This window comes from Meridianimarinicoccus roseus (assembly GCF_003172915.1).
Classification (GTDB): domain Bacteria; phylum Pseudomonadota; class Alphaproteobacteria; order Rhodobacterales; family Rhodobacteraceae; genus Meridianimarinicoccus; species Meridianimarinicoccus roseus.
Map to the genome: position 1 here is coordinate 1 of NZ_QGKU01000061.1, position 12,684 is coordinate 12,684.

A 12,684-nucleotide genomic window follows, 5' to 3' on the forward strand; every position below is an offset into this window, starting at 1 on the left:
TCCGTTGCGCCGATCGCCGCGCGCATGGCTTTCAGGCCGACAAGCTCGGGCAAGTCGTTGAGAAGGCCCGCCCAAGCCTGTGCATCGAACAACCGTCGACCCCTGGGGCGCGGGTCGTCTGGCGACAGCACGCCGAACTCAACCAGGACCTGCTCGACAAGGTCCGGGGACAGCCGGGTTTCCTCTGCGGCCGTGACGACCGAGTGCAGCTTGCGTGTCGCGATGTCCTCTCCCAGAAGGCAGGTGCCTTGCGCGATCGGCCAGTGTTCGAAAATGCAATCCCGCATCAGGTCGATAAGCGGGGCAAACGCGTCGTCGTGGAGCAGATCCTGGCTGAACCTCATGTACAACTGACCGAAGGCCTTGTTGGGCCCGTCCCATGTACCGGTTGCGGCCGCCGCGATCCGGTCGAAGGCATCGCGGATGGCCACTGAGCCATGGCGCGCGGCCTCGAAGCCCGCAGCGTGATCCGCGCCGGGCGTTGCGTCACAGTCCGTCCCGTCCGCGCGCCGCAAGGCCGCGCCGAGGAGCGGGCAAAAGATCGCCCCGACCCTTAGTGGGTGTGCGCGGAACCAACTGTCGTCTCGACCGTCCTCCAGCCGAGCATCGAGCCAGAGATCGAAGGAGGAAGGTGTCTGGCGCGCTGCATACAAGGCTCCCGACAGGATATCGTCCTCGATTAAAGCGAGGCGCGCTGCGATATCGTTGCGGTCTCGCGGCAGTGGAACGGTCCAGAGCGTGACAAGCGGATATCCATGCCGAACGCAGAGTACGCCTCGCGAAGCTGCCAGTCGCCGCGCATGACCATGGCCGCGATTGCGGGACCGTCCTGTCCCCCGGCATCTTCCCGTAGGCAAACGGGGCAGCCGCGTATCTGCGGATTGCGCAGGGCGCGGGAAACGATCACTTCGCCGCGAAACTTCATCCCGACATCGCCAATGCGCTGCCCCGTCCACGACAGGAGCGTGTCCATCTCTTCGGATGTCAGGTTGGCCCAAGTCGCGAGCGCATCGAAAGCCTCAGGTTTCTCTTCGAGGAAGTATTTGAACGGCGCGCCGATATCGTGGGCGAATTCAACCGTCCCGGTTCTCCATGTGGCTGCAACGCGGCTGAGGTACGAATACACCGTCTCGCGTGGGGCTGGTCTCGGGGTCTGGATCGGAAGGTCGGTTATGGCGGGATGCTCACTGACAAAGGGCTTTGGCCAAATATGAAAGGGCTCGATTGCTGCTGTCGAAAGCCAAAATAGATCTGTTTGGAGGCCTGCGGTGGATCGTCGATGATCAGGGCCTCACCGCTCCTATCCTCCCGTCATTCACTGTCATTGTCGAAGCTGCGGTGCAGCTTTACCAGAACGGCCTTTCACCGGGGCGCAGAATCTGTACCGGGCGAATGACAGTAGGGCGGGGACCGGCTATTCGCGGCACGATGTACGAATGGCTGCTTCAGAGACAGAACCGCGCGGGCGCTCACGTCGGAAGACGGTCGGTGGGCGTGCGCGTGCTGTCTTGTGCCTGCTCATCGCGGGCGCCGCTGACGAGGGCCACCACATCCGTTGCAACGGCAAGGATGTTTGCGCGCGGGGGCACGGCGACGTAGATCGGATGCCACTCCGGCGAGAACTTGTCCTTGAAGCTGCGCAGGCCCTCGAAGTTGTAGAATTGCCGCCCGTGACGGTAGACAAACGCGCCCAGCCGGGTGGACAGCGCCACGCCTCGGCGGGCCTCGAGGCCCGACAGCGGCGCATTGCCCAGCGAGAAGGCCGCGTAGCCCTTGGCGGCGAAATGCAGCAACAGTTCGGTGAACAGGAACTCCATCAGCCCCGATGGCGCATCATCGACGTGGCGCATCAGGTCGATGCTCGCCCGTCTGTCCACATCGGTCAGCCATAGGTTGGCAAAGGCCACGATCCGCCCGTCAAGTCGCACAACGGCCATCGGCGCACGCGACAGCACGGCAGTGTCGAAGGCGCCGACAGAGAAGCCCTTTTCTCCTCCGGCCTTGGTCTTCAGCCATGCGTCGGAAATTGCCTTCAGCTCCGGCATCAGGTCAGGGGCAAACGGCGGTTGCAGAACCTCGAACGACAGCCTGTCGCGCAATGCGCGATTGTGCGCCGTGCGCAGTTTCTTGCGAGCGGACCCTTCCAAAGAGAACCCTTCCAGCGGCACCACCGCTTCCTCGCCCATCTTGACCAGCGCCAATCCCATCTCGAGCCAGAGCGGAATCATCTCCGCTCCGACCGAATAGAACACCGGCCGGGCGTTGGCGGCATAGGCGGCGTCGTGAAAGCCCCAGACCAGCGCCGAAAGCTCCGACGGATCACCGAAGGGCTCGTGCAGTGCGATCCAGCTGCGCCCGCGGATGCGGTACATCAGGGCGCTGCGACCGCTCTCGGAAAACATCAGGCACTTGTCACCGGTCAGGGCGATGTTGGCCTCGGGGTCGGGCTGGGAGAGGACGATGGCACGAACCTTGTCGATTTCGTCCGGTGTTGGTAGATCATGGGTCATCCGCCCCGGGCGCAGTGCAAAGACCATCAGCGACAGGCCAAGTACCGTCATTCCGACCAACGCGGCCCTGAGCGCGCGGGGCGCACTCTGGTCGATGGCGAACTGCCACCAGAGCTCGTGCGTATAGGGGGTCGCCTTGTGGGCAAAGAAGAGCGTCGCCGTCAGCGCCGCCATGAGGCCGAGGATCACCAGCGCCCAACGCAGGCTGAAAGCGTCCCGCGTCAGCCGCGTGGCCCGAAAGAACTCGCGCCTGGTCGGCCAGAGGATCAGGAGCGCTGCTCCGAGGAAGACGGCGCGCTCCACGTCGAGCCCATTGGCAAGGCTCGCCACGATGCCGCCTGCGAGCGTCAGCATCGCCAGCCACCATGCGCCCGCGACGCGGCGAAGCAGCCCGTGCGCGATGATAAGCATCGCAGCCCCGAGGATACTGGACAGAAGCGCACCACCTTCGACCACCGCCAAAGGGGTGACGAACTCGAGCTGCTCGGCCAGATCCGAAGTCGGCGGGATCAGCGTCGACATCATCAGAAACAGTCCCGAGGCCAGCATCATCGCCGACATGGCCAGCGGCACCAGCGCGCCGACCGACTGCGTCACCGGCGCAAGCGTGGGCATCACCTTGCCGGAGGCCATGCGCGCTTCCGTCAACGCCATCAGCACAAGCGACAGGCAGAAGGGCAGCAGGTAGTAGATCACACGATAGAGCAGCAGTCCGGCGGCAGCATCCGTCACCGGCACCGAGGGCGGAAGCGCAGCGATCACCACGGTCTCCAAAACGCCGACGCCGCCCGGAACATGGCTGATCACCCCGGCCATGACGGCGGCGGCATAGACTGCGAGGAAGGTCGCAAACCCGAGTTCCGAGGACGGCAGCAAAAGGTAGAGTGTCGAAGCCGCGAGCAGCAAATCGACGGCGGTAAACAGGAACTGGGCCACCATCAGGCGCGGTGCGGGGGCTTTTAGGGTGAGGCCCTTGACCGTGACCTGCGATCCGCGCAGGGCTATCCGAAACAGCGCGCCGACGGACAGGGTGACCACCGCCAGTGACACGCCGCGCACCAGTTCCGGCGTCAGTGGCAGCAGGTGCCCCAGCGCGTGCGGGTGCCAGGCCAGCGCGGCGAAGCCGATGATCGTCGCTCCGAACCCGAAGGAGACCGAGGCAAAGGTGGCGATCCCCGCGATGTCCTGCGCCGACAGCCCCAGAGCCGAGTAGATGCGGTAGCGTACCGCGCCGCCGGTGATCGGTCCTGCGCCGATGGTATTGCCCATCGCATAGCCAAGAAAGCTGCCGAGCGCGATCACCGGTTTCGGCAGGTCCTTTTCGAGGTAGCGTAGGGCCGACCAGTCATAGCCGATGAGCGCGACATAGCTGGCAAACGTGGTCAGCACGGCCAATGCAAGCACATGCCACGGTGTGCCCCGTGCCACGGTCATCACCTGTTTCAGGTCGACACTCGCCAGCAGGTGATGCAGCGACCACGCCCCGGCCCCAAACAGCCCGAGTGTCACGAACCACGGCAGCAGCGGTTTCAGGCGATGCAGGATGCTGGGGGGCGTTACGGTGTCGGTCATTGTCTGTCCCTTGCTCTCCCGAACGGGAATGCCGCACCCGCTTTGGCGTCAGGTGAAGGAAACAATACGATTTTGCAACCTTACGCGGGGCAGCGCTTCATTACGAAAACCCAACCTGCCCGTCATGCGAGGGCATCATGCGGGGGCCACCTCTGATCCAGACAACACGGGACAAGGAGACCCTGACATGGAACGGATCAAGGCATGGACGGCCGAGGCGCTGGTGGCCTTCGTGGTGATGGTGAGCTTCGGCTTCGGGATTTTTGCCTTGGGCGCGGCGCTCCTGGTGGGGGGCGTCATTGCGCTGGCCGTCAGACTGGCCGGGCCGCATCTTCTGGCCGAGGCGGAACGCCGCGCATCGGACCTCCGGGCGCAAGCGGCACGCCATGTCCACCCAGATGCCGACAAGGCCGAGTCCGCCCACGCATGATCCATCATGAAGGGCAAAGGCACGGCCCGCAGAAGGCCCGGAGGCACCCCCCTCCGGGTTTTTTTGTCCCTTGCAAAGCATCAGGCGGAAAAACCGCGGATTACCAATCCGTAATCTCCGGACAACGCGCAGCCACAGACTCCCCTGCCATTGACGGGGCAACGGACACAGAAAGGAACTGCCCCATGCCCGGCACACGACCAACTGATCCAGCCATCGCAACGCAGGGCCTGACCCTGAGCTATGGCGGCCACACCGCGCTGCACCCATTGACACTTGAGATCCCTCGCGGCGAGGTCTTTGGTTTCCTCGGCCACAACGGCGCGGGCAAGACGACGACGATCCGGCTGCTGACCACGCTCTTGTCCCCCAGCGATGGCACGGCGCAGGTCGCTGGCCATGACGTAAACACCGAAGCGATGCAGGTGCGCGCGGCCATCGGGTATCTGCCGGAAAACGTGCGCCTCTACGACCGTTTCACCACGCGCGAAAACCTGACTTTCTTCGCGCGCCTGTCGGGCGTCGAAGATCCGGCCGCGCAGGTCGACAGGTCGTTGCGCTTTCTGAGGATCACCGAGCTTGCGGATCGCCGCGTCGGCACGTTTTCCAAGGGGATGCGCCAGAGGGTCGGCCTCGCGCAGGCGATCCTTCACGATCCGCAGGTGCTGTTCCTCGATGAGCCAACCTCAGGCCTCGATCCGATGGGTGTACGCGCCTTGCGCGAGATCATCGACCGCCTGCGCGACCGTGGCATGACCATCTTCATGAACACGCACCTGCTGTCTGAGGTGGCGCGCAGCTGCACCTCCATCGGCGTGCTGGCGCATGGACGGCTGGTGTTTCACGACAGAATTTCGGCGCTGGACGGCTATGACGAGCGTGCGCTGGAAGAGCTGTATGTCGGCGTCGCGCAGGAGGACGCCGCATGAGCACTCTCATCGCAAAGCAAGCGCTGAGAGGATTGGCAAGGGATCGCGGCGTGGCCCTGCTGGCGGCGATCCTTGCCGTCATGGTCGCCGTCTCTGCCTTCCTCGGCTGGTCGGCGACGCAGACGGTGAACGCGATCTACGCGCAGGCCGTCGGGTGGCTGACAGCGCAGGGCGCGCCCGTGCCGCCGAACCCACTGCACGAGATGCCGCCGCTGGCCAGCCTTCGGAACCTTCCGGTCTACGTCTCTTTCCTCGGGGCCTTCGCCGCCATCGTCATCGGGCAGGCACTGGTCGAGACCGACCGCCGCGCCGGAGTCCTGCCTCTGATCGGCACGCGCGCCGTGACGGCAGCAACCGTGGCCAAGGGCCGGATGCTGGCACTGACCGTCGCCACCGGGGCGCTCATGTCCGTCGCCGGGCTGGTCTCGATCCTCGCGCTCCTGACGTTGCCGATACAGATGGGTCTGGCCGACTGGTTCTCGCTCGCTGCGGCGCTCGCCCTGGGCTGGCTCTACATGACGATCTTTGGCCTCCTCTCCCTCGGCCTCGCGGCACGGCTGCCCGGCACGGCGGCGGGTTTGCTGGCCGGGACCGTGGCGTGGCTGGCTATCACCTTCGTCCTGCCCGCGCTGACTGGCAACGTGAACCCGACCGCGGCGATCAACCCGGTCTCGGCGCTGGCCTCCGTGCCAGATATGCCGGTGTTCCACTGGCTGTCGCGGCTCCTCGGCCCGGTGTCCCTGTCCGAAGCGTTTGGCTGGCTCGAAGCCCGCGCCATGGGCTACCTGCCCGCCGGCCTTGCGCCGCGCGCCCCGCTGCCGCTGCTCAGCCTCGGGCTGGCCTTTGCCGCCAGCGCCGCCTTTGCCCTTCATGCCAACGCCACCCTTGACCAGACCGGAGGCCCCGATGCCTGAGACCTTCTCTTCCACAGCGCAGATGGCCACGATCGGCCTGCGCGACGCGCGAGAGGCGCTGCGGGACCGGTTCGTGCTTGTGGCCATCACCGCCCTGACACTGGCCGCGCTGGTATCGCTGGTCACCGGGGCGATGGCGCTGCATGGCGACGCCGCCACCTATGCGCAGGCCAAGGCGCTGCTGCTGAAGCTGGGCAAGGATGCTTCGGTCATCGCTGCCCCCGAACTGTACCCGCTCAAACTGCTGCGCGGCACGATCGAGCAGATCGAGATCATGGGGGCCGTGATTGCCCTTGTCGCGGGGTATCGCGCCGCCGCCGCCGAGCGTGGGCGACAGACCCTGGCGCTGATCCTGACGCGCCCGCTGGCCCATTGGCAGTATCTCGCCGCGAAGCTCGCCGGGGGGCTCGGGCTGGCTGCCGTCTCGCTGGGCGTCGTCTTTGCCGCGACGGCGCTCATCCTGCCACTGGTCTCGGGGGTGGGGCTGGCCGCCGACGACCTCGCGAGGCTGGCCATCGTCTGGGGCGCGGGCATCCTCTACCTCACCGGGCTGTATGCCCTCGGCTTCGGCCTGTCGCTTTGGGCACGTTCCCCCGCCGCCGGCCTGATCGCCGCCTTCGCGCTGTGGCTGCTGGTGGTTCTGGTGGCGCCGCAGATCGGCGACACGATGGACCCGGACAACCAGGTGGCGGGCGGCATCTATGCGCAACTGTCCGTCCCCAAGGCCGAACAAGACCGCATCAAGGCCGGTTTCGCCACCTACGAGACAATCCGAGGCGGCATCGAGCAGGCCTCTGTCACCAAGCATTTCGAGCGCCTGACCTTTGCGGTGCTCGGCATCAAGGACAGCTACACCGGCAAGCCGCTTGGCCCGATCCTGGCCGAGAAATCCGGCGACCTGCTTGTCCTGATCCTCTTCACCCTCGGGCTTGGCGGGATCGTCCTGCTGCGTCCGATCGACCCCGACCGTCTGACCAAGGAGAATTGAGAATGAAGACGCTCACACCCGCCCTTGCTGCGCTTATGCTGATGGGCACGCTGACCCCGGCTCTGGCCGCCGATGCCGACACCGATGGCGACGGCATCCCGGACATTTCCGAACCGCTGCTGCACACCGACCCGATGAACCCCGACACCGACGGCGACGGCGTGAACGACCTGGCCGATGGCGAACCAGTGAACGCACCCAGCCCGATCACCGCGGGCGGGGCGCAGGCGACCTACCGCATCGGAGAGTTGCTGGTGGAAAACAACGTCGACCCGGTCGCGCACAAGGACGCGCCCGACCACTTGGAGGTTCAGGTGTTCAACGATGGCGCTGCGGACCTGACCGGCTACACACTGTTCTACCGCTTTACCGACAATGACAGCGGCGCGACGGAGGCCTACATCGTGCATCCGGGCGTCACGATCCCGGCGGGCGGCGCGGCGCGCATCCATCTGGATGATGGAACACAAATGGGGCATCTGCGGGCCAACCCGAACTCGATCTACGTGACCTCGATGGCGGGCAAGCACGTCACCGCCACTGTGCAGGCCCCCGGCATGGCGGCGGTCACCGCGACGGTGGAAAAGGATCCGGGGGGCGCGGAGCAGGCCGACTGATCCCGGTCGCAACCATAGCGGGTCGCGCGAACCTCCAGGCGCGCGACCCGATCCCCTCCCGGAGGAGGTCCGGCGGACACTCACCCGCCCGGCCGACTTGGGTTTGCAAGACTGTGCGCCAAGGTTTGAAACATCAGGAGGCATGGAGCATATGACTGACAGACAGGCGCAAGGGCTGGGCCAAGGCGCTCAAGCGCGACGTGGTCGCGTCTGGATCGCGGCGCGTGATCGCCGGACGCCGCTGTCTGCGCGGATCGTCGTGGCGCTGGTGGCGGCCTATGCGCTCAGCCCGATCGACCTGATCCCGGATGTCACCCCGGTGCTGGGTCTGCTGGATGACCTGTTGCTGGTGCCTCTGGGGCTGCTGCTGGCCATCCGGCTCATCCCCGGCGCGCTGCTGGCGGAGTTCCGGCACCGGGCCGAGACAGTGGCACAGCCCCGACGAGCCGCGGCGCCGCTCTGGTCATCATCCTGCTGTGGACGGCGGTAGTGCTCTGGCTCGGCTGGGCGCTTCTGCGGTGAAGCAGTTCAATTCGGCAACGTTACCGTCACAGCCAGCCCCGGCTGCGCATCGCCAAGGGTCAGGGTCGCGCCATGCAGGTCTGCGATGGCCTTGACCATGGCCAGCCCCAGACCTGATCCGGGGGTCGATCGGCTGGCTTCCAGCCTTGCGAGACGGCGCAGCACGACGTCGCGCTGACCCTCTGGAATGCCCGGCCCGCCATCTGTCACCGACAGAGTGCGCCCCGCCAGAGACAGGCGGATATCGGTGCCCGGCGCATGGCGCAGCGCGTTTTCCAGCAGGTTGGCAATCAGCCGCGACAGCAGGTGACGGTCCCCAGTGACGGGAAGCGGTCCGGCCACGGTACAGGTCAGCCGCGCGCCCGAATCCTCGGCGGCGGTCTCGTAGATCTCAGCCATGTCGCGCACCAAGGCCCCCAGTTCCACCGGTGCAAAGCTGTCGCGCCCCTGTCCGCCCTCCAGTTGGGCGATTTGCAACAAAGACTGGAAGGTCGCGATGATCTGTGCCGTTTCGTTCTGCGCCTGTTCCAGAAGATCGCGCGCCGTGTCGGGCAGGTCCGCGTCTCCCAGGCGTTCCAGCCGGACGGCAACCCGCTGGATCGGCGTTTTCAAGTCATGAGCGATATCCGCTCCGATCTGTCGAAGCGCCCCGGTGGCGGCTTCCTGCGCCTCCGCCATGCGATCCACGTCGCGCGATATGTCGCCAAGGTCGGTGTCGGGATGCGGCCCGCCCACGCGGGCATCCAGCGTGCCTTGGCTGATTGCATGTAGCGTGTCGCGGATCGCCTCAACTCGCGCCGCCGTGCGCCTCACCACCACGATGCCTATTGCCGAGGTAAGCATCAGCGCGGGCAGCAGGGCAAAGCCGAGAATGGCGATGAAGGTCTCGTGCAGTTCGGCCATGCTGTCCCGTCCGACAGCGACTGTCAGGACTCCGGGCGCAAGATCGGCGTGATGCACGAGGTAATCGTCCGCCAAGGGCTCGGGCAGGCCGGTGGCATCGCTGTCGATCACGCCTTCTGGAAGTTTCCGAACACTGGCCACCGTCTCACCGTCCAGTTCCAGCCTGAGCAGCAGGGCGCGCGGATCGGAAGCCGCGACGATTTCCTTTGCCCGCTCGATCCGCTCCTCGGGTTCCGGGATGGCGCGCAGGTCCTCGATGACCTGCCCCGCGCGCAGCGAGATGTCTGCGCCCAACGTCTCATGCATAAGCCAGTAGGCCATGCCGAGCCCGGCCGAGATGAAAAGGGCAAAGACCGCGATCAGGATTACCGAGAGCTTCAGCGGGGTGGAGCGCAGCCGCTTCATTCCGCGATCCGATAGCCCGAGCCGCGCACCGTCTCGATCAGCGTGTGGTCAAAGGGCTTGTCCACCTTAGTCCTGAGGCGGCTCATGTGGCTTTCCACCACGTTGGTCTGTGGATCGAAGTGGATGTCCCAGACGCTTTCCAGCAGCATGGTGCGCGTCTGAACCCGTCCCTTGCGCCGCAGGAGATGCTCCAGAAGGGCGAACTCGCGCGGTTGCAGGTCCAACGTCTGCCCGGCGCGGGTCACCTTGCGGGTCAGCAGGTTCATCTCGAGGTCCTTCGCGCGCAGCACCGTGGGCTCGTCCGAGGGCGGCGGTCTGCGCGCCAGCGCCATCAACCGGGCAGAAAGCTCACCAAAGGCGAAGGGCTTGATCAGGTAATCGTCCGCACCGGCGTTCAGCCCGTCGATCCGGTCCTCGACCCCGCCAAGCGCGGTCAGCAGCAGCACCGGAACGGGGTTCTTCGAGGCGCGCAGCGTCCGCAGGATCGACATGCCGTCGACCTCGGGGATCATGCGGTCCAGCACCATCACGTCGTAGCTGCCGGTCATCGCCTGCATCAGCCCGTCGCGTCCTGTGTCGATCAGGTCGACGACATGGCCTTCGGCCCTGAGACCCGACGCGATGTAATCTCCGGTGGTGGGATCGTCTTCGATCACGAGGATATGCATGTCACCTCCACGACTTGGGGGCGGCAGGGGATGCCTGCCGCCCGACGCGGTCTAACGGATCGCGGTCGCGCTGTCAGTCGCCGTCATAGTCGCCATCGCCCTCGTCGGCGTGTTCGCTGTCGCGGTGGTCATCCTGCGTTTCCATGACTTTGCTGACCGAACCATCGGCCGGGTTCACGAACCAGGTCTGAACGGCGCTCGACGCATCCGCGATCTCGACCTCGTAACCCCAGGCGCCTTGATCGTTGTTCTCCCAGCCTGCCGACAGTGCCGTGCCGCCGGTCCCGGACTGCGCGGCATCGATGGCCTGCGTCAGGGTCATCCCGCTGTCGAGCGCCGCCCGGATCTCCTGCGCGTCCGTCATCTCGGGGGTGTCGGTGCCGGCCCAGGCGGCGCCTGCAATCCCGGCAGCCAGGGTCACGGGGATCAGCGAAACGGTGATGATGCGTTTCATGGGTCTTTCTCCTGTTCCATGGGCCGGGCGGGGTGCCGCGGCCTCATGACGAACAGGTGGGCCGCGCCACTTGGCATTGCCTGACGCGAAGGTTGATTATCCGTAATCCGGATCCGGGTCACGTTACGCTTTCACAACCTTTGGGTCAGGCCGACGCAAAGTAAGAGGATCAGACAGGCCGCATCGCAAAACCAGTCGAGGCATTGCCAATGAAACAGGTCCTACTTGCCACCGCGCTGATCGCGCTTCCGGTGGCTGTCTTTTCCGGTGTCGAACATTAGGGTCAGGATTCATAACCAATAGATGACGGTCGCCGCCAGAGCGATGGCTGAGAGGAAGAGCTTGGTACAGCGATCATAGCGTGTCGCCACAGCAGTGCCCCCGGACGTGGTGTAGGAGGAGGCCGCGCGCGGAGCCTCCGGCGNAGCGCAGCGCGCGGCCGGCGGTGACGCTGGCGGCCATCGCCGGTCTTCGGAGAAGGTTCGGGTTGCGAAACCTGGAACCGAACCGGAGACGACGATGACCGACGATAGAATGACCCTGATGGAGCTGGTGGAGAAGTCCGCCGACGAGGATCTCGTCCGCGACATGCTCGCCTATGCCGCCGAGCGGCTGATGGAGATGGAGGTCGAGGCTGCGACGGGCGCGCCAAAAGGAACGCGCACACCGGCGCGCACCACGCAGCGCAATGGATACCGCGAGAGAGGCTGGGAGACCCGCGCCGGCCGGATCGACCTGGCGATCCCGAAGCTGCGCAAGGGCAGCTACTTCCCGAGCTTTCTCGAACCGCGCAGGACGGCGGAGAAGGCCCTCGTGGCCGTCATCCAGGAAGCCTATGTGCACGGCGTCTCGACGCGCGCCGTGGACGATCTGGTGCGTGCCATGGGCGGGAGTGGCGTGTCTAAGAGCCAGGTGAGTCGGCTCTGCGCCGAGATCGACGAGCGCGTGCTGGCATTCCTCACCCGGCCTCTCGAGGGCGCCTGGCCCTATCTCTGGCTCGATGCAACCTACATCCGGGTGCGCGAGAACGGCCGGATCATCAGCCGTGCCGTAATAATCGCGGTGGCGGTCAACGGGGACGGCCGACGCGAGGTGCTCGGCGTCGCCACCGGCCCCTCCGAGGCGGAGACGTTCTGGACTGGCTTCCTGCGCTCTCTCGCCGATCGCGGCCTGCGCGGCGTGAAGCTCGTCGTGGCCGACGATCACAAGGGGCTCAGGGCCGCAGCCCGCCGAGTGTTCGATGCGACCCACCAACGGTGTCGCGTGCACTGGCTCAGAAACGCGCTCGCCCATGCCCCGGCCAAGAGCCGCACCGCCGTGGCCGCAATGCTCAAGACGATCTTCGCCCAGGAGACCAAGGCCGAGGCGGAGACCCAGTGGGACGCCATCGCCGACGCCCTCCGTGAGAAGAATGACCGGCTCGGCGCCATGATGGACGCCTCCCGCGACGACGTGCTCGCCTACATGGACTTCCCCAGGGAGCACTGGGCGCAGATCAGCTCGACCAACCCGCTTGAGCGCGTCAACAAGGAGATCAAGCGCCGTTCCAATGTCGTCGGGATCTTTCCGAACGACGCGGCCATCATCCGTCTGGTCGGCGCGCTGATGATCGAAACCAACGACGAGTGGGCCGTCGCGCGCCGTTACATGGGGCTGGAGTCGCTGGCCCGCATCACCGATACTCACAACGTCAGACTGCCCGCCGTGGCGACCTGACCAACTCGAGCCTCTCCGAAGGCCGGCCCTCTTACACCACGCCGCGGGGCACTACC

At 65.8% G+C, this 12,684-nt stretch carries 12 protein-coding genes and 2 pseudogenes; 7 read left to right on the forward strand and 7 right to left on the reverse strand.

Annotated elements, in window-relative coordinates:
* The 3 genes and pseudogenes from DKT77_RS18815 to mprF form a co-directional block, all read right to left on the reverse strand.
* A pseudogene (locus DKT77_RS18815) lies at positions 1-515 on the reverse strand (hypothetical protein); the annotation flags it as partial.
* A 164-nt stretch (positions 516-679) separates the two neighbouring features.
* On the reverse strand, positions 680-1,225 hold the full coding sequence (locus DKT77_RS18820) for a TniQ family protein (protein WP_109810999.1): 546 nt from the start codon (positions 1,223-1,225) through the stop codon (positions 680-682).
* Between the two features lie 244 nt (positions 1,226-1,469).
* Positions 1,470-4,082, reverse strand: a complete 2,613-nt coding sequence (mprF, locus tag DKT77_RS18825; RefSeq protein WP_109813204.1) for a bifunctional lysylphosphatidylglycerol flippase/synthetase MprF — start codon at positions 4,080-4,082, stop codon at positions 1,470-1,472.
* A gap of 187 nt (positions 4,083-4,269) precedes the next feature.
* Between mprF and DKT77_RS18830 the strand changes: the two genes are divergently transcribed.
* From DKT77_RS18830 to DKT77_RS18855, 6 genes are all read left to right on the forward strand, one after another.
* Complete coding sequence (locus tag DKT77_RS18830) at positions 4,270-4,512, forward strand: hypothetical protein (RefSeq protein ID WP_109813205.1); 243 nt, start codon at positions 4,270-4,272, stop codon at positions 4,510-4,512.
* Positions 4,513-4,697: 185 nt separating this feature from the next.
* Positions 4,698-5,441 (forward strand): ABC transporter ATP-binding protein, encoded by a 744-nt coding sequence (locus tag DKT77_RS18835; protein WP_109813206.1) that lies wholly within the window; start codon positions 4,698-4,700, stop codon positions 5,439-5,441.
* Entirely contained in the window at positions 5,438-6,355 is a 918-nt protein-coding gene (locus tag DKT77_RS20750; protein ID WP_146205043.1) for a hypothetical protein, read from the forward strand. Before DKT77_RS18835 ends, DKT77_RS20750 begins: the two co-directional genes overlap by 4 nt.
* Positions 6,348-7,343 carry an ABC transporter permease gene (locus DKT77_RS18845; protein ID WP_238548024.1) on the forward strand — a complete coding sequence of 332 codons (996 nt, stop codon included), beginning with the start codon at positions 6,348-6,350 and terminating at the stop codon, positions 7,341-7,343. Before DKT77_RS20750 ends, DKT77_RS18845 begins: the two co-directional genes overlap by 8 nt.
* Before the next feature lie 2 nt (positions 7,344-7,345).
* The gene (locus tag DKT77_RS18850) at positions 7,346-7,960 is read left to right on the forward strand and encodes a hypothetical protein (RefSeq protein WP_109813209.1); all 615 of its coding nucleotides are present in this window, start codon (positions 7,346-7,348) and stop codon (positions 7,958-7,960) included.
* Between the two features lie 151 nt (positions 7,961-8,111).
* Complete coding sequence (locus tag DKT77_RS18855; RefSeq protein ID WP_238548025.1) at positions 8,112-8,450, forward strand: YkvA family protein; 339 nt, start codon at positions 8,112-8,114, stop codon at positions 8,448-8,450.
* Between the two features lie 38 nt (positions 8,451-8,488).
* Here DKT77_RS18855 and DKT77_RS18860 read toward each other — a convergent pair whose 3' ends face one another.
* The 4 genes and pseudogenes from DKT77_RS18860 to DKT77_RS18875 all read right to left on the reverse strand — a co-directional run.
* Positions 8,489-9,790, reverse strand: a complete 1,302-nt coding sequence (locus DKT77_RS18860) for a sensor histidine kinase (RefSeq protein ID WP_109813210.1) — start codon at positions 9,788-9,790, stop codon at positions 8,489-8,491.
* The gene (locus DKT77_RS18865; RefSeq protein WP_109813211.1) at positions 9,787-10,458 is read right to left on the reverse strand and encodes a winged helix-turn-helix domain-containing protein; all 672 of its coding nucleotides are present in this window, start codon (positions 10,456-10,458) and stop codon (positions 9,787-9,789) included. The genes DKT77_RS18860 and DKT77_RS18865 overlap by 4 nt, the downstream gene beginning before the upstream one ends.
* 73 nt (positions 10,459-10,531) lie before the next feature.
* On the reverse strand, positions 10,532-10,912 hold the full coding sequence (locus tag DKT77_RS18870) for a hypothetical protein (RefSeq protein ID WP_109813212.1): 381 nt from the start codon (positions 10,910-10,912) through the stop codon (positions 10,532-10,534).
* Positions 10,913-11,202: 290 nt separating this feature from the next.
* A pseudogene (locus DKT77_RS18875) lies at positions 11,203-11,283 on the reverse strand (IS5/IS1182 family transposase); the annotation flags it as partial.
* Between the two features lie 148 nt (positions 11,284-11,431).
* Between DKT77_RS18875 and DKT77_RS18880 the strand changes: the two are divergent.
* Complete coding sequence (locus tag DKT77_RS18880; RefSeq protein WP_109809696.1) at positions 11,432-12,628, forward strand: IS256 family transposase; 1,197 nt, start codon at positions 11,432-11,434, stop codon at positions 12,626-12,628.
* The last annotated feature ends 56 nt before the right edge of the window (positions 12,629-12,684 follow it).